The organism is Psychrosphaera algicola (assembly GCF_028401425.1).
GTDB lineage: Bacteria > Pseudomonadota > Gammaproteobacteria > Enterobacterales > Alteromonadaceae > Psychrosphaera > Psychrosphaera algicola.
The window spans coordinates 526,425-550,952 of record NZ_JAQOMS010000002.1; the positions used below are offsets into that span (position 1 = coordinate 526,425).

At 40.0% G+C, this 24,528-nt stretch carries 25 protein-coding genes and 6 pseudogenes; 16 read left to right on the top strand and 15 right to left on the bottom strand.

Going from position 1 to position 24,528, the window contains the following annotated elements:
- Positions 1-63: 63 nt before the first annotated feature.
- The 9 genes and pseudogenes from PN838_RS02775 to PN838_RS02815 form a co-directional block, all read right to left on the bottom strand.
- Entirely contained in the window at positions 64-1,419 is a 1,356-nt protein-coding gene (locus PN838_RS02775; RefSeq protein WP_272179702.1) for a hypothetical protein, read from the bottom strand.
- A 59-nt stretch (positions 1,420-1,478) separates the two neighbouring features.
- A complete protein-coding gene (locus tag PN838_RS02780; RefSeq protein ID WP_272179703.1) occupies positions 1,479-2,489 on the bottom strand; it encodes a parallel beta-helix domain-containing protein in 1,011 nt (336 codons plus the stop codon).
- On the bottom strand, positions 2,435-3,946 hold the full coding sequence (locus PN838_RS02785) for a parallel beta-helix domain-containing protein (RefSeq protein WP_272182500.1): 1,512 nt from the start codon (positions 3,944-3,946) through the stop codon (positions 2,435-2,437). The genes PN838_RS02780 and PN838_RS02785 overlap by 55 nt, the downstream gene beginning before the upstream one ends.
- Positions 3,880-4,521, bottom strand: coding sequence for a hypothetical protein (locus PN838_RS02790; protein ID WP_272179704.1), 642 nt, complete (start codon positions 4,519-4,521; stop codon positions 3,880-3,882). The genes PN838_RS02785 and PN838_RS02790 overlap by 67 nt, the downstream gene beginning before the upstream one ends.
- 400 nt (positions 4,522-4,921) lie before the next feature.
- Positions 4,922-5,788, bottom strand: coding sequence for a 23S rRNA pseudouridine(2605) synthase RluB (gene rluB, locus PN838_RS02795; protein ID WP_215963015.1), 867 nt, complete (start codon positions 5,786-5,788; stop codon positions 4,922-4,924).
- A gap of 16 nt (positions 5,789-5,804) precedes the next feature.
- Positions 5,805-6,428, bottom strand: a complete 624-nt coding sequence (gene scpB, locus PN838_RS02800; protein ID WP_272179705.1) for an SMC-Scp complex subunit ScpB — start codon at positions 6,426-6,428, stop codon at positions 5,805-5,807.
- Between the two features lie 2 nt (positions 6,429-6,430).
- On the bottom strand, positions 6,431-7,273 hold the full coding sequence (locus PN838_RS02805) for a segregation and condensation protein A (RefSeq protein ID WP_272179706.1): 843 nt from the start codon (positions 7,271-7,273) through the stop codon (positions 6,431-6,433).
- Positions 7,273-7,894 (bottom strand): annotated as a pseudogene (locus tag PN838_RS02810) (L-threonylcarbamoyladenylate synthase). Before PN838_RS02810 ends, PN838_RS02805 begins: the two are co-directional and overlap by 1 nt.
- Positions 7,895-7,939: 45 nt before the next feature.
- A pseudogene (locus PN838_RS02815) lies at positions 7,940-8,796 on the bottom strand (PHP domain-containing protein).
- 286 nt (positions 8,797-9,082) lie between these two features.
- On the opposite strand from PN838_RS02815, the gene PN838_RS02820 reads away from it, so the two are divergent.
- The 7 genes and pseudogenes from PN838_RS02820 (at position 9,083) to trpA (ending at position 15,833) form a co-directional block, all read left to right on the top strand.
- Positions 9,083-10,693 (top strand): anthranilate synthase component 1, encoded by a 1,611-nt coding sequence (locus PN838_RS02820; RefSeq protein WP_272179707.1) that lies wholly within the window; start codon positions 9,083-9,085, stop codon positions 10,691-10,693.
- 12 nt (positions 10,694-10,705) lie between these two features.
- A pseudogene (locus PN838_RS02825) lies at positions 10,706-11,307 on the top strand (glutamine amidotransferase-related protein).
- An 11-nt stretch (positions 11,308-11,318) separates the two neighbouring features.
- A pseudogene (gene trpD, locus PN838_RS02830) lies at positions 11,319-12,337 on the top strand (anthranilate phosphoribosyltransferase).
- Positions 12,338-12,339: 2 nt separating this feature from the next.
- Positions 12,340-13,128 (top strand): hypothetical protein, encoded by a 789-nt coding sequence (locus PN838_RS25960; RefSeq protein WP_334313261.1) that lies wholly within the window; start codon positions 12,340-12,342, stop codon positions 13,126-13,128.
- A complete protein-coding gene (gene trpF / locus PN838_RS25965; RefSeq protein ID WP_334313262.1) occupies positions 13,104-13,733 on the top strand; it encodes a phosphoribosylanthranilate isomerase in 630 nt (209 codons plus the stop codon). The genes PN838_RS25960 and trpF overlap by 25 nt, the downstream gene beginning before the upstream one ends.
- Before the next feature lie 75 nt (positions 13,734-13,808).
- A pseudogene (trpB, locus tag PN838_RS02840) lies at positions 13,809-15,024 on the top strand (tryptophan synthase subunit beta).
- Complete coding sequence (gene trpA, locus PN838_RS02845) at positions 15,024-15,833, top strand: tryptophan synthase subunit alpha (protein ID WP_215963025.1); 810 nt, start codon at positions 15,024-15,026, stop codon at positions 15,831-15,833. The pseudogene trpB and the gene trpA overlap by 1 nt, the downstream one beginning before the upstream one ends.
- A gap of 120 nt (positions 15,834-15,953) precedes the next feature.
- Here trpA and queE read toward each other — a convergent pair whose 3' ends face one another.
- Positions 15,954-16,628 carry a 7-carboxy-7-deazaguanine synthase QueE gene (gene queE, locus PN838_RS02850; RefSeq protein WP_272179708.1) on the bottom strand — a complete coding sequence of 225 codons (675 nt, stop codon included), beginning with the start codon at positions 16,626-16,628 and terminating at the stop codon, positions 15,954-15,956.
- A gap of 159 nt (positions 16,629-16,787) precedes the next feature.
- Between queE and queC the strand changes: the two genes are divergently transcribed.
- Both queC and PN838_RS02860 read left to right on the top strand, forming a co-directional pair.
- Positions 16,788-17,447 (top strand): 7-cyano-7-deazaguanine synthase QueC, encoded by a 660-nt coding sequence (queC, locus tag PN838_RS02855; RefSeq protein ID WP_272179709.1) that lies wholly within the window; start codon positions 16,788-16,790, stop codon positions 17,445-17,447.
- Positions 17,448-17,561: 114 nt separating this feature from the next.
- On the top strand, positions 17,562-18,077 hold the full coding sequence (locus PN838_RS02860; protein ID WP_272182501.1) for a DNA-J related domain-containing protein: 516 nt from the start codon (positions 17,562-17,564) through the stop codon (positions 18,075-18,077).
- 33 nt (positions 18,078-18,110) lie between these two features.
- Here the strand turns inward: PN838_RS02860 and PN838_RS02865 are convergent, their stop codons facing one another.
- Positions 18,111-18,533: a hypothetical protein gene (locus tag PN838_RS02865; RefSeq protein ID WP_272179710.1), complete on the bottom strand. Its 423-nt coding sequence runs from the start codon at positions 18,531-18,533 to the stop codon at positions 18,111-18,113.
- 50 nt (positions 18,534-18,583) lie between these two features.
- Entirely contained in the window at positions 18,584-18,760 is a 177-nt protein-coding gene (locus PN838_RS02870) for a hypothetical protein (protein WP_272179711.1), read from the bottom strand.
- Positions 18,761-19,233: 473 nt separating this feature from the next.
- On the opposite strand from PN838_RS02870, the gene PN838_RS02875 reads away from it, so the two are divergent.
- From PN838_RS02875 to PN838_RS02890, 6 genes are all read left to right on the top strand, one after another.
- On the top strand, positions 19,234-19,623 hold the full coding sequence (locus PN838_RS02875) for a hypothetical protein (RefSeq protein WP_272179712.1): 390 nt from the start codon (positions 19,234-19,236) through the stop codon (positions 19,621-19,623).
- Positions 19,617-20,834, top strand: coding sequence for a sensor histidine kinase (locus PN838_RS02880; protein WP_272179713.1), 1,218 nt, complete (start codon positions 19,617-19,619; stop codon positions 20,832-20,834). The genes PN838_RS02875 and PN838_RS02880 overlap by 7 nt, the downstream gene beginning before the upstream one ends.
- Before the next feature lie 127 nt (positions 20,835-20,961).
- On the top strand, positions 20,962-21,390 hold the full coding sequence (locus tag PN838_RS25970) for a response regulator (protein WP_334313263.1): 429 nt from the start codon (positions 20,962-20,964) through the stop codon (positions 21,388-21,390).
- A 26-nt stretch (positions 21,391-21,416) separates the two neighbouring features.
- Positions 21,417-22,217, top strand: coding sequence for a sigma-54 interaction domain-containing protein (locus PN838_RS25975; RefSeq protein WP_334313264.1), 801 nt, complete (start codon positions 21,417-21,419; stop codon positions 22,215-22,217).
- A complete protein-coding gene (locus PN838_RS25980; RefSeq protein ID WP_334313471.1) occupies positions 22,199-22,309 on the top strand; it encodes a helix-turn-helix domain-containing protein in 111 nt (36 codons plus the stop codon). The genes PN838_RS25975 and PN838_RS25980 overlap by 19 nt, the downstream gene beginning before the upstream one ends.
- Positions 22,310-22,390: 81 nt before the next feature.
- Positions 22,391-22,927, top strand: coding sequence for a DM13 domain-containing protein (locus PN838_RS02890; RefSeq protein ID WP_272179714.1), 537 nt, complete (start codon positions 22,391-22,393; stop codon positions 22,925-22,927).
- On the opposite strand, the gene PN838_RS02895 is transcribed toward PN838_RS02890, so the two are convergent.
- Positions 22,928-23,179, bottom strand: a complete 252-nt coding sequence (locus PN838_RS02895; protein WP_215963033.1) for a RepB family protein — start codon at positions 23,177-23,179, stop codon at positions 22,928-22,930.
- A 100-nt stretch (positions 23,180-23,279) separates the two neighbouring features.
- On the opposite strand from PN838_RS02895, the pseudogene fabA reads away from it, so the two are divergent.
- A pseudogene (gene fabA / locus PN838_RS02900) lies at positions 23,280-23,795 on the top strand (3-hydroxyacyl-[acyl-carrier-protein] dehydratase FabA).
- Between the two features lie 69 nt (positions 23,796-23,864).
- On the opposite strand, the gene rmf reads toward fabA, so the two are convergent.
- Together rmf and PN838_RS02910 are read right to left on the bottom strand one after the other, a co-directional pair.
- The gene (gene rmf / locus PN838_RS02905; RefSeq protein WP_215963035.1) at positions 23,865-24,038 is read right to left on the bottom strand and encodes a ribosome modulation factor; all 174 of its coding nucleotides are present in this window, start codon (positions 24,036-24,038) and stop codon (positions 23,865-23,867) included.
- 174 nt (positions 24,039-24,212) lie between these two features.
- Positions 24,213-24,527, bottom strand: coding sequence for a DUF3466 family protein (locus PN838_RS02910; protein WP_272179715.1), 315 nt, complete (start codon positions 24,525-24,527; stop codon positions 24,213-24,215).
- Position 24,528 lies beyond the last annotated feature (1 nt).

Consider the following 24,528-nt stretch of genomic DNA (forward strand, 5'->3'; position numbering starts at 1 on the left):
CGGCCAATTTCTGGCATTCGAACTTTGGCCTCATTTGAGTCCATACGTGCATAAACAATTGACTCAACTGCGACACCTTAGCTCTATGTCATATCCCAATCCTTCACCACCATAAGCAATGGGTTGTTTACAAATACCATGTTTGTTTTGCTGTGAATCAAAATCTCGCCAATATTCGATGTGGAAACCTGTATTGCTTGCACTACCTTCAGGGCGATGACAATGTGAACAGTTAATATCAATATACCCTTTGGCAAATACCATTAACTCGCTACTTTCTAATGTCAGTACCGAACTGATGTCTTCGTCTTTAAAGTTTGGAATAGACTTAATAGTTGATAAATCGGATGGTGCACCGGTTAACATACCTTCGGCAGACCATTTTGCGATTTGATTTTTTGTTTCATCGTCATAGCTGAAATCATAGTTAAGTAATCGCGCTTTTGGTCCAATAGGCGCAAACCTTGAAGTGCCATCGACAATATTTCCGGCAGAATCAAGATCGGTTAATTGGTGACACTGTTTGCAGTCACTTCTCGCTGGAACAACATATGTAAAGTCATAATCTTCGCCATCATGCTTAACTTTTGTATTGGCTATTTGCTTACCGTATTTAGCCAACTTCGCATCGGTACCGTCTTCATTCCAAACATAAGGTAAGGCATCCCAACCGTCATCACGATGGATCAACAATCGTGTTTCAATCAACGTTTCGTTTTCGAACCCTCTGCTTGCCGTGTCTGCTGGCATTGAAAAGGTTTTAACTAATATAGAACCAACAGGTAAATCAAACACTTCATTTTCGTTATAATTTGCAGTTGTTCCGTCTGGCATCACAACAAATCGATATTTTGTCGCGTAATCAGTAAAAAGCGGCATGGATAAATCATAAGGTAACGAATTTGAGCCTAAAATCCCCTCAGTCGGGTTTGTCATATCGCTAAATAAATTGAAAGCAGATAGATATTCGCAATCTTCCTCCATTAGAGCATCAAAATTGACCTTGTCACTATCTGGCGTACATAAACCAGAATATTTCAATTGCGATTCTAACCAAATGTTCTGATCATTTGGTGCGAAATCAATATTGTCACCATAACCATCTTCATCTGTATCAACAGTTTCAGTTGCATCATTCGGAAATGCATCGGCATTGTCACCAACTCCGTCGTTGTCAGTGTCAGTTGTTTCTGTTGCATCGTTCGGGAATGCATCTGCGTTATCGCCAACACCATCGCTGTCAGAATCTTTTGTTTCTGTCGCATCATTTGGAAATGCATCGCTACTATCAGCAACGCCATCATTATCTGTATCAATTATCGCAACGTCTTCTTTTCCATCTGGATCAGAACCACCGCCACAGCCGGTTAAAGACAGTCCACCTAAAATAATTATTGTGAGTAATTTTTTATACATCATCGGATCCACCTAAAAAAGGGGGTCTCCCCTTTTTGTTCATCTATTGTTTCAAATTAAAATTAGTCGTCTGTTTTACACGCTACAGATGTCGTATCATCAATGCCACAACCGTAAGTTGTCCCATTAAATTCAACATCGTAAACCGGTAAAGCGTCATGACTACAATCCAACAATGACTCACTCATAGTAAAGGTATATTCACTGCCTGTCGTTGCTGGTATTACACCTGTGAAATCAAATACAGTACCAACCAATATATTCTGCATTACACCGTCTTTCATGTAACCATTATTCTGTGAACATATGGCATCGTTAGCGGTAAATGCAGCTTCACCCATATCAGCTATCGCCCCTATATTTGCCAGGTTTTCACCTAAACCGTCATATAGGATCTCAGGATATCGGCCGTTGTAGCCAAAGAAGCCAGTTACGACGTCATCAATCAACGCACCGCGAGGTCGAGTAGCATTCATAACCATTTCATTGTCGTGCATATTAATTGCTCTAGGAACTGGTCTCCAACCATCAAAAATAACGCCACCGAGTCCAGCCGGATCGGCATATTTTGCAAAGTCTGGTTCGGCTAAGAAGTAGCTCGATACTGCTATTGCATAAGATTCGTTTCCAGCAATTACATTATCAAATATTTCAACACTATTTGTACTTAGCACTATCATGCCCGAACCTGGAGGTGCGATATGCACACCTGCTGGGTTACTACTTGCATTTGCAAAGTTGTCGGTATTATTTGCAATGGATACGTTATTAAAGATACGAACTCCATTTCCGTAGTTACCATTACCAATCGGTAAATCAAATATCAAGATACCTGCGGTGTTCATATATGCATAGTTATCATAAACATCGGCATTTTTTGAGTTTTCAATTTCAATACCAGCGACATTTGCAACCGCAAAATTTCGTCTAACAACGATATCGGTTGACTGACCGACATAAACACCTGCGTCTGCGGAACCGTAACTAAAGCTGTCTTCGATAATTACATTTGACGTTTCTACAGGATATAGACCATACGCGCCATTGTCTTTGTCTGGAACACTATAGGCCAAATTGTACCGACGTGGTGCATGTAGACACCGTCTGTTTTAGTGACTTTAATGGCGTTATTATTGGAATCCAGTACTGAGAAATGTGCGAGTTCTAGATTTGCACCATTTGAAATAAGGAAGCCGTCTTTAGCTACGCTCGCACCTTTATAGTCTAAAATGGTTTTGTCTATACCATGACCCATAATCGTAACCGCAGATAAATTACTGTAATCCGCTAAATCTATGTTAAAGGTTTGATCCAGAACAAAACGCCCTTCAGGCATAACCAAAACAGCATGTGTTGGGGCCGTTGCAGCTTGATCTGCTGTATCTAGCGCTTCTAAAACAGCTTCAATTGGGTAAGTTGCTGAGTTGCCATCACTCGGCGTGGTAAAATCGAGCATAATTGCACCATCAGGGATGGTGACTGCCATTTCGTCTAAACCATAGTAAAAAGCAGTATCTGAGTCAGCGATCATTGGATAAGCATTATCAGGAACGGCAATCGTTAACTCATCAACACGAGTTGGAGCTGGTGTTGCAGCGGTACAAACTTCGCCCATATCATCAACGCCACAACCCATTTCAACACCATCAAATTTTACAGTGTAAACAGGCAGTTCGGTTAATTGACAATTAAGTAGTGATTCACCAGTTAGGTCAATTTCAAACGATGGGAAACCATTTCCTTGCATAATAGCAAAAGCGTTTGATGCCGTTGTGTGGTCAAATAATTCACCAACAGTAGCGCCGCCATTATTTGTTGCACAAATTTGTTCATTTGCTCTAAATGGCAATTCGCCCATTGGCTGAAGAATAGAATTTTCAGCTAAGTTTTGGCCAAGACCATCATACAAGATTGCAGGCATTAATCCGTTAATTCCAACAAAACCATCAATGATGGGTAAAGAAGGATCTTCAAGCAGTGCACCATTTGGGTTTCCACCAGTTTCAGCAATTCGATTGTCGTGAACGTTAATACCGCGTGGTACTGGTTTCCAGCCGTTCGCGATAACTCCGCCTAGTTGGTTTGGATCAGCATATTTTGTAAAATCTTGTTCAGCTAAAAAGTAACTTGCAATCGCAATTGCATACGAATCATTTCCTGAAATGTCGTTATCAAAAATTTCTACATTTCTAGACGCTAACACTATGATCCCAGATCCAGGAGGTGCGATATGCACACCTGCAGGATTTGCGCTGGCATTAGCAAAGTTTTCAGTGTTGTTTGCAATCGACACGTTATTAAATATACGCGTACCATCACCGTAATGATTGTTACCGATAGGAAGGTCAAAAATCAAAATACCCGCGGTATTCATAAACGCATAGTTGCTATAAACATCAGCGTCTTTGGAGTTTTCAATTTCAATACCAGCAACGTTTGCTACGGCAAAGTTATTTCTAACGACTATTTTTTCTGACTGCCCAACATAAACACCGGCATCAGCTGAACCATAAGAAAAGCTATCTTCGATGACGACATTTTTGGTTTCAACTGGGTATAAACCGTATGCGCCGTTATCTTTATCAGGTGTACTATAGGCCATATCGTGCCTAAATGATGCATATAAACACCATCGGTCTTTGTGACTTTAATAGCGTTATTGTTTGAATCTAAAACTGAGAAATGACTTAACTCTAAGTTAGCCCCATTTGATATGAGGAAACCATCTTTAGCGACACTCGCGCCTTTATAGTCAAGGGTCGTTTTATCAATACCGTGACCCATAATCGTGACGGCTGACAGATTTTCGTAGTCGGCTAAATCGATGTTGAATGTTTGATCTAACACAAAGTGCCCTTCAGGCATTACCAAAACAACTTTGGTTGGCTCAGTCGCCGCATCGTTAGCATCATCTAATGCTTTTAAGACAACTTCGATTGGATAAGTTGTTGAATTACCGCCTGATGGAGTAGTGAAATCTAGCATTATCCCAGTGTCAGGAATAACAGCAGCTTGTGCATCAATACCATAGTAAAACTTGTTGGCGCCTTCGGCGTTAAACGGATAATCACTTTCGTCATAAGCAATTGTCAAAGAATCAGTCACGCTACTTGTGTCAACATCAGGAACCTGAGGTGCTGCTCCACCTGAGCCGGTGTATACTTTGTTTTCTGTGCTTACTTGAACTTGTTCGTCGATTAATGTTTCGACATCTGGTGCGCTATCTCCACAAGCAACAATTCACGCTGCGACTGATAGTGCGACTATGGTTCTCACGAATGCAGTAGTTTGCATGACCTCTCCCTCTTAAACCTGTTTTATAATTATTTTTATATTGTAGTCTTAAAAATATATAGCGGACTGTAAATTTAACAGTCCATTTATTGACTAAAGGTACAATTATCATAACTAATGCATTGGTACAACCAGTTAGCAAAAAATATTTATACTTTTTGCACCAAACTGGTTGTCTAATAAGAGAGTGTTTTTGTGGTAGAGCGTTTGCTTATTTTCGTTTAGTCGAGCGTATCTTATGTTTTTTCACTGCACGTTTAATACGAGCGTGTTCTACCCGACGGCTTTTTGCATTGTCTTTCGTAACAACAGGATTAAACTCTTGTAACTCACGGTCTAACCCCACCTTTTTACGAAGTTTATTTAATTCATCTAACGGCAACTCGCGCCAACCGCCTTGGATTAACCGTCTATCGAGAACAACGTCAGCATAACGAGTACGAACCAGTCTGCTTACAGTTAACTCTTGAGAAGCCCATAAACGACGTACTTCACGGTTTTTACCTTCTCGTAAACTAACCGTAAACCAGCGATTACTGCTTTCATCGTTTTGGTTTGAATCCGCTTTAATTTTATCAAACTTTGCAATGCCATCTTCTAACTCAACCCCTTTGGTTAAATTTTGCAAATGGCTGTTTTCGACTTCACCAAATACACGAACCGAATATTCACGTTCTATTTCGTAACTTGGGTGCATTAATCGATTAGCTAAATCACCATCATTAGTAAATAGCAATAAACCAGAGGTATTCACGTCGAGACGACCAATACCAATCCAGCGACTATTTTTAAGTTGTGGCAATCTATCGTAGACGGTAGGGCGACCTTGAGGGTCTTTTCGGGTACACATTTCGCCTTCTGGCTTGTTGTACATAATCACTCGGCATATTTCGTCAGCAACTGGACGAATTTCAATAACATGGCCGTCAACACGAATGGTTTCTGTGCTGTCGATTCTATCCCCAAGTTTTGCAACTTTACCGTTAATGCTTACTCGATTGTTGGTAATGTATGTTTCCATTTCCCGGCGAGAGCCAACACCACAGCGTGCTAATACTTTTTGCAATTTTTCTGACATTAAATAATCTCTATTTCTAATTTGTATAATTTGTTTCAGTTGAGGTCGACGCTTCTTGGTCAACCCCCATAAATTCATTTTCTAAACGACGTGTAATCGTTTCAAGTGCTTCTGGTTCCATCAATTGTGGCAACTGCGACAAATTGCGCAACCCAAAATAGTCTAAAAATGCGTTGGTGGTGCCAAACAACGATGGTCTACCCGGTACCTCTTTATGTCCAACGACTTTTACCCAATTTCGCTCTGTTAACGTACGTATAATGTTTGTGCTAACGCTGACACCACGTACATCTTCTATTTCACCACGGGTTATTGGTTGATTGTAGGCGATTAATGCTAACGTTTCTAACAACGCTCGACTGTATTTTGCAGGCCGCTCTGTCCATAGATAACCTAACGAACTCGATATGGATTTTGCCGCTTCAAAGCGATACCCCGAAGCCACCTTGACTAAGTTAATGCCGCGGTTGTCGTAATGTTCTTGCAATTTTTCTAGCGCAATTTTCACACGTTTTGTCGTCACTTTTTGGTCGACTAACACCGTTTGTTTCATCTTCTCCACCGTCAATGGCGAATCAGCACAAAATATTGCAGCTTCGATTAATTGGAGTAATTTGTCGTCGGTCAGACTTTCGCTCATCGCTATTCTACCCTTTTATACCTAACATGTAATTGACTAAACGCTTCACTCTGAATTATCTCTAGTAATTTTTCTTTTACGAGTTCGAGTATAGCCAAAAAGGTCACGACAACGCCCTGTCTCCCCTCAGATAAATCAAACAATTCCGGGAATGGCACAAAAGAGTCAGTCTGTGACAAACGTTCTAATAATTGCGACATTCTCTCACGTGTTGATAATTTTTCCGCGGATATTTCATGATGACTAAAAGCTTCGAGCCGATTAACAACGTCTTGGAACGCTGCGACAAGTTCGTGCATATCAATTTCAGGATGTTGAACAATTGGCTCCATATTTAATGGTAAAGCTGCTTGAGCAACATAAATTTCGCGGTTTAAACGCGGCATTTCATCGATATTTGCCGCTGCTTCTTTATATATTTCATACTCTTGTAATCGACGTATCAATTCAGCTCTAGGGTCTAATTCATCGTCGTCGGCAAACTGATTGCGCGGTAATAATAATCGAGATTTGATTTCAGCTAACATGGCTGCCATTACAAGATATTCAGCAGCAAGTTCAAGTTTCATGTTTTTCATCAAATCGACGTATTCCATGTACTGCAGGGTAATTTCTTGAATTGGTAAGTCGACAATATCAAACTTTTGCTTTTTGATGAGATACAGTAAAAAATCGAGAGGCCCTTCAAATGCCTCTAAAAAAACCTCAAGGGCATCTGGTGGAATAAATAAGTCTTCAGGTCGTTCAATTACCGCTTCCCCACGGACAAACGCAAGAGGCAGCGACTGCTGCACCATTTGTGTTGTATCTATGACAGGAGGTTGAAGTTGTTCAGCGTTGGTCATTAGTCAAAATGGCTAGTATCGCCCTCACCGCGGCGCAATACCACAGGCTCGCCATCCGTAAAATCGACAACGGATGTCGGTTTCTCACCCAAAAAGCCACCATGGATAATTAAATCAACGTGTTTCTCAAGGCGTAATCGCATTTCGTCTGGATCAGACTCTGCAAATTCGTCACCTATAGTAACAACAATGACGATGACATTAATGGCTCACCTAGCTCTTCGAGCAAGGCTAATGCTATTTTGTTATTTGGTACTCGTATACCTATGGTTCGACGTTTGTCATTTAACACACGTTTTGGGACTTCTTTTGTGCCTTTAAAAATAAAGGTAAATGGCCCGGGCGTTAAATGCCTGATGATACGAAACGCAGAATTGTCGACTCGTGCAAAATTTGCGATTTCTGATAAATCTTTACAAACCAATGTAAAATTATGGTTTTTATCAACGCGTCGAATACTAATTATTCGATCCATCGCTTTTTCTCACCTAATCCACATCCAATAGCATATCCCGAATCGGTCGGATAAATAATAACACCACCGTTTCTTACAATAGCGACGGCTTGACTGATCAATCGGCCCTGCGGGTTATCTGGATGAATATGAAAAAACTGACTCATGGCTTAGGTACTTCCTTTCTCTATATATCTTACTATAACGTGCCGTTAAGCAAAGCGCCATTTAGGATGTTCCCAAACAGGTTTGCAATGTTCGCCTAACTTTAGATTTCGTCCTAACTCTATCCAACGTGCAGGACCATGAAAGTCCGAGCCTTGGGAGCTATATAAGTCATGTTGCTGGGCCAAATTACTCAAATGGGTTCGTTGGTTAGGCGTGATTTGGGTTAATCCAACTTCAAGCCCCGCCCCTGCGCTTCAGCAAACTGTGCAACTAATTTTGCTAACCACTTATTCGACATATCGTAACGAATGGGATGCGCAAGAACTGCAATACCGCCCGCAGCATTTATAGCCGCCACAGCTTCTTCTATACTTACCCATTCCGCTGCCACATAACAAGATTTACCCTTGCCTAAATATTTTTAAAGGCACCATTAAAATGGGCTACGCCACCTCTGTTTATAAGGGCCTTAGCAAAATGAGTTCGACTTATGTGATCACTTCCAGCTAAGTCATAGGCATCTTGATAAATACCAACATAACCTTTTTTCTAACTTTTCAGCAACCAGCTTAGCCCTGATCCGCCTTGCGTTTTGTTGCTTTGTAAGTAAATTATTTAAATGCTCGTTTTCAAGATCTAAACATAAACCAATGACATGTATTTCAAAACCATGCCATTTGGTGGATATTTCAACGCCATTGACTAATTTTATCTTAAGCGATTGTTCTTCAATATATTGTTTTGCTTTGACTAACCCATTGATTGTATCGTGATCAGTTATTGCCAAGGCATTAACTTGTTTAATATCGGCTCTCATTAACAGTTCTGAAACCGTTAACGAGCCATCAGATTCGGTCGTATGACTGTGTAAATCATAGGAAAAATTATCGGTATTTTGCATAGCCAACATTATTGCATATAGCGTTTAGTTCTACACGCGATAAATTCCCCTCTTGACTCTAAGTTAAATTCGCGGTTTTATATAAACACTTTTTAAAACAGACAGCTTAGGTAATCATGAATACAGTTATCTCAAATCATACAACTTGGCGTTGGTGGTTAACTTCCAATTTTGGCGGGTGAGTGCTGCGTGTCTGTTTTTTAACACGACTTTATGTAGAAACCCGCAATCAGCGGGTTTTTTATGCCCGTAAATTTAGAACATTATTTAGTAAAGAAGATTAAACATGGTATTCAGTCAAATTACGACTTCTCCGGGCGAAGTAGCCAGTATTTCAATAAATGTGGATTACATCGACAGCCCATTAAAAGCCTTTGAACTAGCAACAACTGACAGCAATTACGCTCTTTTATTAGAATCCGCAGAAATTAACAGCAAAGATAACTTAAAAAGTTTAATGCTTGTTGATACCGCCGTTGTTTTAGAATGTCGTGGAAATACAGTGACACTTGTTGCCCAGAATGAAAATGGTCAATGTGCTAATCATTATATAAAACAACAATTTGAACAATTACACTCAAGCGATGTTGTTATCGTGCAACAAGGCATGGAACTCACGCTGACCTTTTCACCACCGGATTTAAACGTCAATGAAGAACAACGTTTAAAACAAGTTAACGCCTTTGAGTCTTTACGCTTAATCATTAATCAGTTTAAACATGATGAAACCGACCCTTTTGCGGTGTTTTTAGGCGGTTGTTTTGCCTACGACATGTTAGGAAATTTTGAACAACTACCAAATGTCCCAGACGGAAATAATACTTGCCCAGACTTTGTTTATTATTTGGCCGAAACTATGGTTGTGATCGACCATCAAAATGGTACATCTGAAATAGTAGGTAATGTATTCAGTGGCGAAACCGCCTACGCAAACTGTTTTAGCATTGGCAAACGTTTAGAACACATCAAAAATATCTTTAAACAAATTTCACCTGAAATTAAAGACGTAGGTTTTGATCTGTTAAACGGCAAATTGGATTTTACGGTAAATATTTCAGATGACACATTCAAGCAAACCGTTTTACAGTTAAAAAACAACATCGTTCAGGGCGACATATTCCAAGTGGTTCCTTCACGATGTTTTTCTCTTCCTTGTGAAGACAGCCTCGACGCTTACCGCCACTTAAAACGTGATAACCCAAGCCCATATATGTTTTATCTTAAACATGCAGATTACGTGTTGTTTGGAGCGTCTCCTGAATCGGCTTTAAAGTACTGCGCGGATACACGTCAAGTCGAAGTCTACCCAATTGCAGGTACACGTAAACGTGGTTTTGACTCCAAAGGCGGGATCAATTTAGACCTAGACTCACGGGTTGAGCTTGAACTTCGTAATGATCAAAAAGAAGTCGCCGAGCATTTAATGTTAGTTGATTTAGCGCGTAATGACGTAGCTCGTATTAGTGATACGGGCACACGCTGCGTAAAAGAATTACTAAAAGTAGACCGCTATAGTTACGTAATGCATTTAGTGTCTCGAGTTGTCGGTAAGCTTAAACCAGAATTAGACGCTCTGCATGCTTACCAAGCGTGCATGAATATGGGCACCTTAGTTGGCGCGCCAAAAATTAAAGCCGCGCAATTAATTCGACAAGTAGAGAAACAGCGACGCGGTAGTTACGGTGGTGCGGTTGGATACCTTAACGGCAATGGCGATATGGATTCCTGTATCGTAATTCGAAGCGCATTTGTCCAGCACAACATGGCTCACATTCAGGCGGGTGCTGGGGTTGTTTATGATTCAGACCCACAATCTGAAGCCGACGAAACTGTCAGTAAAGCACAAGCCGTTATTCGAGCGGTTTGTGCAAGCCAAGCCCTTTTAACCTCTAAGTAAACGGAGTGACTAATGAGTAAAATATACTTTATCGACAACCAAGATTCGTTTACCTACAACCTAGTAGAAGAATTAAACGCCCTTGAACTTAACGTCGAAGTTTATCGAAATACCTTAAGTGCAGAATTTATCACGCAACGCATTGAGAACAGTATCGCGAATAACGAACAGCCTATTTTGTTTTTATCACCTATAGTCTAGGTACACCGAGTGACTCACCAACCATGATGGCGCTTATTGCAAAATTTTGTGGTGTTATTCCAATTATCGGCATTTGTTTAGGCCATCAAGCCTTAGCAGAACACTACGGTGCAACCGTCGATTTAGCCGGTGAAACCGTACATGGCAAATCGTCAGTTATTGACCTTAAAGATCATGAGATATTCAATGATTTCGGTAACGCGTTACAAGTCGCGAGATATCATTCCCTTGTTGCACGGGACCTACCGAGTGAACTCAAGCAAATTGCCATGTTTGGCGACTTGGTAATGGCGATGGTGCATGAGCAAGATAAAACCCTTGGTTTCCAATTCCACCCTGAATCTATTTTGACCACCAACGGTTCTCATTTATTAAAAAATAGCATCGCCTATTTGACCCAGAATTCAAATTAAAGGATTACGTAATGAAAGACATTGACCTTATTCATAATGTGATGGCAAATAACAATTTGTCCGCTGAACAAACAGAACAACTTTTCACGAGTGTCGTAAAAGGCCAAATGGAAGATATCCATTTAAGTGCGCTGTTAACAGCTTTAAAAATGAAAGGTGAAACGCCGGATGAAATCGCGGGCGCGGCCGCGGCACTTTCGGGTAACGCGTTACCCTTCCCAATCCCAAACTATCCTACTGCAGACAATTGCGGTACGGGCGGCGATGGCACGCATACCATTAACATTAGCACCATTAGCGCAATACTTGGTGCTGCATGTGGCGTTAAAATGGCAAAACATGGTAATCGTAAAGTATCGTCAAAGTCAGGCTCGGCCGACGTATTGTCCGAGCTTGGGATTAAATTGGATATGACGCCTGAACATGCACGTAAATGTTTAGATGAAACCAATTTAACGTTTCTTATGGCGCCGGTATACCACGCCGGTATTCGATTTGCGATGCCCGTTCGTCAAGCTCTCGAGACCCGCACCATCTTTAATATTCTTGGCCCATTAGTTAACCCTGCAAAATCTGAAATAAAAGTGATTGGCGTATACTCAGAACATTTATGTCGACCTTTAGCTGAAACGCTAAAGCTGCTTGGTAAAAAGCCGCATGGATAGTACACGGCAGTGGAATGGATGAAATTGCTGTTCATGGCCCTTCTAAAGTCGTGCAACTTCTTAATGGTGAGATAACAGAGTTCGAACTTACCCCACAACAATTTGGGTTTAAACAATACGCCTTATCTGACCTACAAGGTGGAACACCAGTAGAAAACGCCGCTAATATTAAACAAGTATTGGCGGGCGATGGTATCGACGCTCACAATACCGCTGTCATTCTAAATACCGCGCCAGTGCTATTTTTATCTGGTTTAGTGGACAGCTTTGAAGCTGCAATTGCATTGGCTAAGTCGACGTTATTAAGTGGCGCAGGGCTGACAACGCTGAATCAATTTGTCGCACTGTCGGCGCAGGACCAGTAAACATGAATGTATTAGAAAAAATCGTTGTAGATAAGCGTATTGAAGTGGCACAGCGAGAAATCAATTTTCCACTTGAGTCGTTTATAGACCAATTAACCGTGTCCGATCGTGATTTTAAACAAGCATTAATCGATGATAAACAAAACAAAGGCGCGGCATATATTTTCGAATGTAAAAAAGCCAGTCCATCTAAAGGTTTGATAAGAGAAGTATTTGACCTGAATGAAATTTGCCAAGCGTATAGTCAATATGCCAGTTGTGTTTCGGTTTTAACTGACGAAAAGTACTTTCAAGGCGAATTTGAACGATTACCGCTTGTACGCAGCAAATTGCCACAACCAGTGTTATGTAAAGATTTTTTTGTAGAGCCCTATCAAGTTTATCTCGCGCGCCATTTTGGCGGCAATGCGATTTTATTGATGCTGTCAGTATTAGACGACGAAACTTATATTCGCTTGGATACGGTAGCAAAAGAGCTTGGTATGCATGTATTGACCGAGGTCAGTAACCGTGAAGAGATGGAACGAGCCGTTGCGCTAAATTGTGATATTTTAGGCATAAATAACCGAAATTTGCGTGATCTGTCTACTGATCTAAATCAAACACCAATGTTAGTTGACCTGTTTAAAACGCTTGCCGATAAAAAACAACAGGATAATACCGTATTAATTTCTGAATCCGGCATTTATAATCACGGCCAAATTATGAGCCTCAACAAACATGTAGATGGCTATCTCGTTGGTAGTTCGTTAATGGCTCAAAAGACTTGGAAAAAGCCTGCCGTGAATTAGTGCATGGACAACATAAAGTATGTGGTATTACTCAGTCTGAAGACGCTATCGCCATTGCTAAGGCCGGTGCATCATTTGGAGGGCTCATTTTTGTTGAATCGAGTAAACGTTGTGTTACCCCAGAACAAGCAAAAGACATCATTAGCGAAACTCAGGAAGTGATAAACTTACCGTTTGTAGCCGTTGTTAGGAATAAAACAATAAACGACTTGGTTCGTTTAATTTCCCAAGTTCCAGTCAGCGCCTTACAACTTCACGGTGATGAGGATCAAAATTACATTGATGAATTACGTGAAGCACTGTCACAAGTCGGCAAAAACATCGAGATCTGGCAAGTTATTTCAGTGCCTGTCGATGGGAAATTACCAGCCCAATGGCCACAAGCTGATCGTATTTTATTAGATACCGTAACACCAGATGGCACCCAAGGTGGTAGCGGTATGACATTTAGTTGGCAAAACTTAACGTCTTTACCACTCGATATCGCGCCAATAATGTTGGCTGGCGGATTAAACCCGCAAAACATAAACGATGCGATCCAATTGCCAATTAATGGTGTGGATTTAAATTCTGGCGTAGAAACATCGCTAAGGCATCAAAAATAAAGAATTAGTTCAACAGTGTTTCGATATAATCAATCGTAAACACAGTTTACAAAGTTAAACAGTAAGGTATTTCAAATGTCACAAAAGAAAACATTAGATCCGTATTTTGGCGAATATGGCGGTATGTTTGTTCCCGAATTGTTTGTTCCTGCTTTGGAACAGCTCGAACAAGCCTATATCAACGCAATTGACGACGATGCATTTATCAAAGAGTTTAACCACTTATTAAAAGATTACGCAGGTCGTCCGACACCATTAACTTTGTGTCGTAACCTTACCAAGGGCACCAATACAAAAATCTACTTAAAACGCGAAGACTTATTACACGGTGGCGCACATAAAACCAATCAGGTTTTAGGCCAAGCCTTGTTAACAAAACGCATGGGTAAAACACGGGTTATCGCCGAAACAGGTGCCGGACAACATGGCGTTGCAACCGCCCTAGCCTGTGCGTTATTGGGTCTCGAAGCTCGTATTTATATGGGTGCAAAAGACATAGAAAGACAGCAACCTAATGTTTTTAGAATGGAGCTAATGGGGGCGAAGGTTATTCCTGTTACTGCTGGTTCTGGCACGTTAAAAGATGCAGTAAACGAAGCGATGCGTGATTGGGCTTCTAGCTACGACGACAGTCATTATTTATTGGGCACAGCAGCGGGCCCACATCCGTTCCCAACCATTGTTCGTGACTTCCAAAAGATGATTGGTGAAGAAGCAAAACAACAAATTCTTGAGCAAGAAGGTCAATTGCCAGACGCGGTTATTGCCTGTGTTGGTGGTGGTTCAAATGCAATCGGTATGTTTAATGACTTTATCCCAGAAGATGGCGTGCAACTTATTGGCGTTGAACCAAGGCGGTAAAGGCATTGAAACCGGTGAACATGGGGCAGCGCTAGCGGTTCTTGATTTAGGTATCGATTCAAAAGGGATATTGCACGGGGCTTACACCCACATTATGCAAACCGAAGATGGCGAAATTGAAGAATCTTACTCAATTTCAGCAGGACTCGATTATCCTGCTGTAGGGCCTCAACATGCGCATTTAAAATCAATTGGTCGAGCCAATTATGTTGCTATTAATGACGATGAAGCCCTTGAAGCTTTTCAAACGCTAGCCAAACGAGAAGGGATTATCCCTGCGTTGGAATCATCACATGCCCTAGCCTACGCACTTAAATTAGCCAAAGCCGATCCTGAAAAACATCAGGTTTTATTGGTTAATTTATCGGGTCGTGGTGATAAAGATCTAACTCATGTCCATAGCGTATTAACTGAAATGGGAGACAAATAATGTCAAACCGTTACTCCAACTTATTTGCAAAATTAGACCAAAACGCTGAAGGCGGGTTTATTCCTTTTGTCACGATTGCTGACCCTGATTTAGAAACCAGTTATGAGATCATTAAAACACTTATTGACGCTGGCGCAGACGCATTAGAACTCGGTATTCCGTTTTCAGACCCTATTGCCGATGGACCAACAATCCAAGCGGCAAATATTAGAGCACTTGATAATCCAATTCGTACACAAGACTGTTTGGATTTAATTCGTCGAATTCGAGACGAATACCCAGATACCCCAATTGGATTGTTGTTATATAGTAACTTGGTATTAGCAAAAGGTATCGAGCAATTTTATCAACTATGTAATGATGCAGGTGTCGACTCAGTGCTCGTCGCTGACGTACCTGTTCGTGAGTCTAAACCATTTAGATTAGCCGCTGAAAAAGCCAATATCGACGCGGTCTTTATCGTGCCGCCAAATGTGCGCGATGAAACATTACGTCAAGTGGCGAGTTACAGCCGCGGTTATACCTACTTGTTGAGTCGTTCTGGCGTCACTGGTGCAGAGTCGCAGGCAGAAATGCCGGCAGATGCTATGATAAAAACAATGAAAGCTTACCATGCAGCCCCACCTATTTTAGGCTTTGGTATATCTACGCCAAAACAGGTTGCGAGTGCTATTGCGGCCGGAGCAAAAGGTGCAATATCGGGCTCCGCTGTCGTTAAAATCATTGAGAATAATCTTAACGACAAACAAACAATGTTAAGTGAATTAGCTGCTTTTGTTCGTGATATGAAAGCTGCAACTAAACGCTAATTGGTAATGTTAACGTCTAATGCAAGCAATTGATTGCATTTGTCGTTAGACATAAAAAAGCTCATTTGTTTTAATTAACAAATGAGCTTTTTATTTGTGCCGTATCATTTAAAAATAAGACTAACTGATCCCAATATACTTATGAACTTGAATCGATAAGCGCCAGTTCTTTTTAATGCAGGTGTCTATCGCTAATTGGGTTGCAGACGGCTTTTGACTAATTGGTTGTAAATACACAAAAGCATTCTTATTAATTGGTGACTTAGCTAATAGCGCTTCTAGTTCTTCAACGTGGACTTCACGGGCCACCGGGTGCTTAATTTCATTCGCACGAGCCATACAAGAGGCCAAAACTTCATATCCGCCTTTCATATTAATCTTTGGCGAAACCGTAACCCAAGTTGTTTCAGGAGCTTTAATAACAAATGTACCACTGGTTTCAATTTGGGTTGAATAGCCATGATTATGTAACAACTCACAAAGCGGCACTAAATCAAACATACAGGGTTCACCACCTGTGATAACCACATGTTTAGCGGTATAACCTTGGTTTTTAAAAATACCTAATATTTGGTCTGCAGTTAAAGCAGTCCACGTAGGCGAGTCCGCTGGTTTAATCAATATGGTCTGCAAATCAGTTTCATCAGCTTTGTCTGTTTCCCACGTTTGTTTTGTATCGCACCAAGAACAACCCACTGGGCAACCTTGCAATCGCAAAAACAAAGAAGGCGTACCGGTATATTGCCCTTCACCTTGGATCGTTTCAAACAACTCATTTACATTGTAATTAATCATGGAATATTAACCGCTCAATCTCTGACTATTCTTTCTAATCGTTCAATAATGATTTAAAATTTACGACTATCAATAGTTAACTACTGCGCCAGTAAATATTGCGCGGTATTGTAACAAATCCAATACCTCGATGTTGGTAAATATTAAATAAGGTTAAAAATGTCTGATAAAGCAGTTGTTATCTTTTCTGGTGGAATGGATTCATTCACTGTATTAAACCGAGCAATTAGAGACGGTTTAGACGTATATGCGTTAACGTTTGATTATGGGCAACGCCATGTAAAAGAAGTTAACTTTGCTCAAAATGCCTGTGAGAAACTTGGAGTACAACACAAAATTGTCGATATTAGTGCCATTGGCGGCATCATTGCGGGTTCGTCGTTAACTGCAAATATTGACGTGCCTGAGGGTCATTACGAAGCAGAAAGCATGAAGCAGACAGTCGTGCCTAATCGGAATATGATCTTATTATCACTTGCTGTCGGTTACGCCGTGAGCTTAGAGGCTAGTAAAGTGTATTATGGCGCACATTCAGGTGACCACGCTATTTATCCAGATTGTCGACCAGAGTTTGTCAAAAAGATGCAGGACGTTTGTGCGATTTCAAACTACGATCCGATAGACATCGTCGTTCCATATTTAGAATCGAGTAAAATCGATATTCTAAAAGACGGTCTTAAAATGGGACTGGACTACGGGTTAACTTGGACCTGTTATAACGGACGTGAACATGCATGTGGCAAATGTGGTGCCTGTCAGGAACGATTAGAAGCATTTGAAAAAAATAATGTGACTGACCCACTGACTTATGAAGTCTAACGACAAAAAAGCGATAACAAATCCGCATAGGGCTACTGATGAACTCGAACAAGCTGTTTATCAGTTGCTCTTGTCCGGCGATAAATTTACCGAATTTGAATTAATCGATAAGCTATCCAAAGCGCCCTATTCTTTTTTGAGGTAGGTAGTCTATCCCAAAATCTAAGCTTGTTTCAAACGCACTTTATATTGTTTCACGCCTTGTATCGGCTCAATCAACTCGGTCACGAAACACAAACTTTTAATATAGAAATTCATGTACTTTCTATACAACTCAATGTGATTTCTGCCAACTCAACAACCGAGCCAAGCTGTTACTTAGAAAGTGACGGTTTACGTGATTATTATTTGGATTGGAATAATTTTGATAAAACTGATAGTGCAGATGTAGCGAGTTTGTTGTCTCAATTTTGGCAAAAATATAACAAAAACGCCCTTTATACGCCGCAACTTGTAGAGCAAGCTCAGGCCTATTTCGAATTTGACACAACGCCAACGATGAAGGAATTAAAGGCCAAATATCGTCATAAATCTCTAGAATATCACCCAGATAAAGGCGGAACTACCGAAAGATTTAGTGAGTTACTTAATCACTACAAGGTCATGAAAAACGCCATTACAAAATTGTAATGGCGTGACACAACCGTTGGGAAACGCTATGTTTTATTGACCGTCTAAAATAGCTCTAAGTTCAGCTTTCTCTGCTTCATCTAACTTTTCAGTTTTAACTAAATGTTTCAAGATGTGCTTTAATTTTTTCTTGCTCATTTTGCCTTTTTCTTTCGAATTACGTTTTCCGCCTCTGTCATGGTGGCCTTTTTTACCATCTTCCATCATTTTATGGATAAACATGCGTTTTTCAGAACCCGCGCCTTCGCCTTCTACGTCAATTTCAATATGTACATTTTCTTCGCCATCGGCGGTTCTGATCATATAAACTTCAGTTTCTTTATCGCCTTTAGCTATTTCGGCACTTTTTATCACAACATGTTTGGCATCGTGGTCTTTAAGTTGGCCTAAAAGTTCGACAATTTTAGATTGTGTATCTGAATCTAAGTCGCCAAGTTTGGCGGAAACATTGTCCATGCTATCTAATTCGTCAAAGCTAAAGTTGTATTCTTTTTTAACGTCTTTGTTTAAAACATAAACTTCAACACCGTCACCTGATTCAGAAACAACTTTAACGATATTTTTTCAACGTTTCTGCGATTTTCGTGATCTTTATGTTTAGAACCTGCAATGGCACCTGTTGATGTCATTGCTAACATACCGATTGTAAGACTTACAGCAGCGGCGATAGAATGTAATTTCATTTTTTCATGGTATTACTCCGTAAAATAGTAATCTAAGTTGAACAATTCGACGTTAAAAGTATTCAACTCTTTTAATGTCATTCTCAGTAAGTAACTCAATTCCTGTGCCACAAAAAATTACGACATAAATTTCAATTACTTAACTAAATTAAGTAAAAATACACGTCCTAATAAATACAAATAAATCCTGATATAAGCATGCGTTATTCCCCATATCAGGATATATTAATCTATAGTCTAGTTATGCCTTCGTTAACCTGCTGTTTTACAAAGTTTAAATATGTGGAACAAAGATTGCGTACAATTAAACAGTATCAGTATATGAAACAATATAGTTGCGAAGAGATGAAGATACTGGGCAATCGGAAAGTACCGAGTATAGGTATTCGAACGATACGCTAATACTTCATTTAATTTCGTTAGGGTTGATTTTCAGTCCGTTATTTTCAAACGACCAAACATAAGATTAAAAAATGACAATCAAGCGTTACCTATTTATTTTGCTTACCTCGTTTCTTGTTGTGATGGCCGCATCACAAATATTTTTAGTTGATCAATTAAAACAAAAGATGGAGCAAGAAATTGAATTACGAGGCAAACGATTAGCCAACCTTATCATCGATAGAACAATCGAAAATATTCCGCAAGATGCCGAAGTTGAGGTTGAAGTTCATGAATTGGAGTTCAACAAATATTCAAACAAAAATAAAACCGCTCATAAATCTAAGTCTAAATCTAAACGTTCATTAAATGCATTTCGAATTGAGATCAAAGATATGAGCAATGGTGTTCGAAATGACTATGACGTCGTTTTGCTTATAGCAAAAGCAGAAAATCTGAAGAACTCATTAATCAGTTGTTAAAAAACGAACCTAAATCAATTAGGAAAAAAATTAATTCGATGTTAAGAAAGTTCTATAGCGGTAAAGAAATTAGTACCGCGGAAGAATTCGGAAATATCCAAATCTTTATTACTAAAGATGAACGTTCAACACATCAGCTATTCAAAAAACATTTAAAGCAACAAATCGAACATTATAAAGAAATCGATCCTGACTTGTCGGAGCACAAACCCGCGCTCGTGAAAATTATTGAAAAGAGACACAAAAGCGCCAATAAAGGGCAATCGTTTTTGCTAGAAAAAATGATTAACTCAATCACCTACATCATTATATTTACTTCTATTTTAGGGATTATTTTTGTTTTTTGGTTAAGCAATAAAATCAGCCAACCGATGAATAATCTAACCCTTGGTTTTCGCAAAATAGAACAAGGCGAAAAAGACGTCGAAGTTGAAGTTTCAGGCACCAACGAAATCCAATTTGCGATTACCCAGTTTAATGCCATGAGCAAACAACTCGTATTGCTCGAACAGATGGAAACAAAATTGAGCGAACGCTCTCACCTTGAAGAAATCGGTGACGTGAGCAAAGGTATTGCGCATGCCCTTCGCAACCCACTTCATACTATTGGTTTAGCCATAGATCAGCTGCAAAAACCAGATTGCGATGAAACGACCAAACTTCAATTATTAGACAACATCAAAGTTAAGATCTCGCAACTAAACAAAAGCATTGCGGCGCTGTTAACCTTAACGTCTGGTAAAATGGAACGCGGTGCTAAAATTGATATTAACAGTTTGATTAAAGATGTAACGTTGGAACTCAAGCAATCACACCCTTCTAATACCAAACCGTTGGAAATCGAGTTTGAACTCGGCGAACAGAGCTTTGTCGTTGGCGAACTAAACGAATTGAGAAGCATATTACATACTATTATTTTTAACGGTTACGAAGCGGCAATAAGCCATAACCCAGATGTTTTAAAACTCAAAATCAACAAATATGAAAATGATGATCAAACTTGCATTACCGTTTCGGACAATGGCGGCGGTATAGATAAAAATATTGAACCACAGTTATTTGCTCCCCATGTATCTTCAAAAGCTGAAGGCGCTGGTATGGGCTTATACATTGGCAAACGTATCGCAGAACTTTATTACAATGGTTCACTAAACCTAAAAAATACGTCAGAAGGTGCAAAGGCAACGTTAATTTTGCGTAAGCAAGGATAATGTAAACCTCAGTCATTAAAATCGAGATACAAAACCAGTATTACTAAGACCAATGTTACTTTAACAACCTACGAACATATGTTTTTGATTAGGTGTTAAATATAAAATGCACGTCAAAGGGTTCCAAATGTTAGTTCTATTAGTAGAAGATGAAAAAGATCAACGAGAACTTGTCGCCGACATTCTTAAAGATCATGGCCATGAAATAGTTTCAGCCGAATCGGTTGAGTCAGCAATAGTTGAATTAAAAAACCTCGAAAAAATAGGCCAAGTGCCAAATGTTATTTTTTCTGACTGGAAGCTGGGAAGTTTAACTGGCATCAGCTTGTTGGAATATATTCGAAACAACAAGATTAACTGTGGCTTTGTGGTTGCTACGGCCTACGGTTCAGTGCAACACGCAGTAGAAGCTGTTGAAAAAGGCGCAGATGACTATCTAAGTAAGCCATTTCAAACTCAAGAACTGCTTCTGGCCATTACCAAAGCCAATACAGCAAACAATTTACGGTTACAAAACAGCGCCCTTTCAGAGCAACTCTCCGAACAAAAAACTTAGTTGAACTTGTTGGTAGCGCGCCGTGTATGCAAAAAGTATATGACCGAATAAAACGTGTTTCAAATACCAATGCTACCGTATTGATCCACGGAGAAAGTGGTACAGGTAAAGAGTTAGCGGCCAGAGCGCTGCATAAGATGTCACAACGTCACCTTAATAACTTTGTGGCAATAAACTGCGGGGCTATTCCAGAAAACCTAGCAGAAGCCGAACTATTTGGTGCTGAAAAAGGCGCCTTTACCGGCGCGACAGAACGTAAAATTGGCAAAATAGAAGCGGCCAATGGCGGAACATTATTTTTAGATGAAATTGGTGAGTTACCTATTTTACTGCAGGCCAAGTTACTCCGGTTTTTACAAGAAAATGTCATTGTCCGTTTAGGCTCAAATGAAGAGATCCAAATTGATGCCCGAGTTATCGCGGCGACCCACAGAGATATTCCAGAGTTAATCAGTTCCAATGAATTTCGTGAAGATCTCTATTATCGGTTAAACGTTGTGCCGCTTACAATGCCGGCGCTCAGAGAAAGAAAAGAAGACATACCACGGTTATTTGAACACTTTATTCAGAAGTTCGAAACTCAGTACAAAAGTAAAGCACCGCAACTGACGACAGAACAAAAACGGGCTATTTATGACTACCCTTGGCCCGGCAATGTGCGCGAGTTAAGTAATCGTATAGAACGATTCGTTTTGCTCGGGGATGCAGAAGAGTTGAGTTTTAATAGCAACAGTACCCACAAAATAGATGTTACTTCAGGTTTTGAAATCCCCCCGATGGGCTGGTTTGGGATGAGTTTGAAAAAGACATATTACAGCAATCTTTAGACCGTACCGATGGCAACCGAACGAAGTCGGCGAAACTCATCGGGTTAAACTACAAACAGTTTTTATATCGACTAGAAAAATACCAGTTGTAAAAAATAAAAGTAAATTGAAAGATTATTTAATAAACCTAGTTCTATATAGTTAACGCGTCGTTTGTATTTATAAGGTTTGTTATGTCTACTAAATTGTCCTTGTTAACACTATTGGTTTTATCATCAACTTTGCTTGGGGCCTGTTCTGATAAAATGAATGAACCAGACATAGAAATGACCGAAACGGTCATGATGGATGACACAACAACCAACGACATGGACGACGGTGGCGCAACCACAGACGACGACATAGAAAATGAATCACAATATAGCTGTGACATGGCAGATCACCCTAGCGTTGGTTCTACGGCGATATTGAGTACACTTCATCATATGGTGTCTGGAACAGTTAAGATTGAGGACAACTGCACCTTATCTGTGACTAATTTTACTTACGATGGTGAAGGTCCGTCTGTCTATTTTTATGGCGCTTTAGATGGGCAATACGACACTGAGAATGGCGGTTTTGCTATGGGTATGCAATTAAATGGTAGAGCGTATGCCAATGAAGACTTTACCGTTAAATTCACTTCGCCAGCCCCACTCGACAAAATGAATAGTATAAGTGTGTGGTGTGCCGATTTTTCGGTAAGCTTTGGAGATGGTCAGTTTCAATAGTTATTTTTTGTGCTTCACCAACCAACTATTTAATAATTTCACTTGTCCACACTGTTGAGCCGCAAACGTTAGGCGAATTGCGTTGCTCAATATTGTGCTGTCATCCCATCCCGTTTTGATACGAATTTCTTCAAGACACACTTGAGCTTCATTGGTTAAATAGCCACGAACTTCTTTTCTACCTTGCAGGATCTTCCTTTCTCGGTAGCGTTTTTGTTTCTCAGCGTTAGATAATGGTTGTTTTTTGTTCATTTGAATATTAAATTTTAGTTAAATTACTGTTCAGAGTTGTTTAGCGTACAAGTGTTCGCTAAATTAGCGACCTTTATTACACTTCTTGTTAAGAGTATTTATGTTACAGAAAAACAGCTACGATAAAAACGATTTAATCGATTGCGGTAATGGCGAGCTTTTTGGCCCGGGAAATAGCCGACTTCCGTCAGATAATATGTTAATGATGGACCGTATTGTCCATATTTCAGAAGAAGGCGGAAAATATGGTAAAGGACAGATCATAGCTGAATTGGATATTAATCCAGACCTGTGGTTTTTTGCTTGCCATTTTAAAGAAGATCCCGTCATGCTAAGGTTGTTTAGGACTTGATGCTATGTGGCAACTTGTAGGCTTTTTCTTAGGTTGGACTGGTGGCCCTGGTAAAGGTCGTGCACTGGGTGTAGGTGAAGTTAAATTTACCGGTCAAGTGCTACCTACCGCTAAAAAGTAACTTACCGTATCGACCTTAAGCGCGTTATCAAACGTAAGCTTTATATGGGATTAGGTGACGGTGTAGTTGAAGTAGATGGCAAAAAAATCTATGAAGCAAATGATTTAAAAGTTGGATTGTTTACAGACACTTCTTCATTCTAAGTTTGAAAGTTCAAACTAGTTACTAAAAAGCCCGTCATTTATGTCGGGCTTTTTTATTTCTAGTGATAGTTATTTAAAGAGACCAATATTCTTGTCTCCGATAGCCTCTCGCCATCCGCCTAACCATTGTGATTTACTTTCTGAAGATTGATAAGGACAGGCGTCTCTCGAACGTCCGGTAAGACCTGCTTTATATCCTTGTGAATGAGCTCTTTCTGAGCGATCACGTTTCTGTCTTTTCATAGGCACTTCCTCAATTTATTAGTTTGAAGTCACTTTTGAGTTTTTACTCTTTGGAGCAAAATCACATATATATGAATAGTAGATTACAAAAATATGATCAACTGTTTTAGCGGAAATAAATAGAGGAAAAAATAAGCCCATGATAGACATGGGCTTTTTTATTAGAACATTAAATTATAAAAACTTGCGTCTTATTGCGATTAAACCACTAAGTAAAATGGTAAAACTAACCGGCAAGGATAACCCTTTACGTTTATAGTCTGGTTCATCTTCAGTCGCACATTCTTCCAGTTCGCCACCATCGATTGGAGACAATAAAACGGCAACTGCCACCTGCTCTTGGTAGGCTTCACCGGTAGAAGGATCTATAACAATTTCGCCTTTATAATCTCTTGTATCAACTGTTTTAAGTGCGGTTGCGGCAATTTGACCAGCATTATTGATGGCACTTGTTGAGACAATTTCATAAATCGAATTACATTCGGTCAAA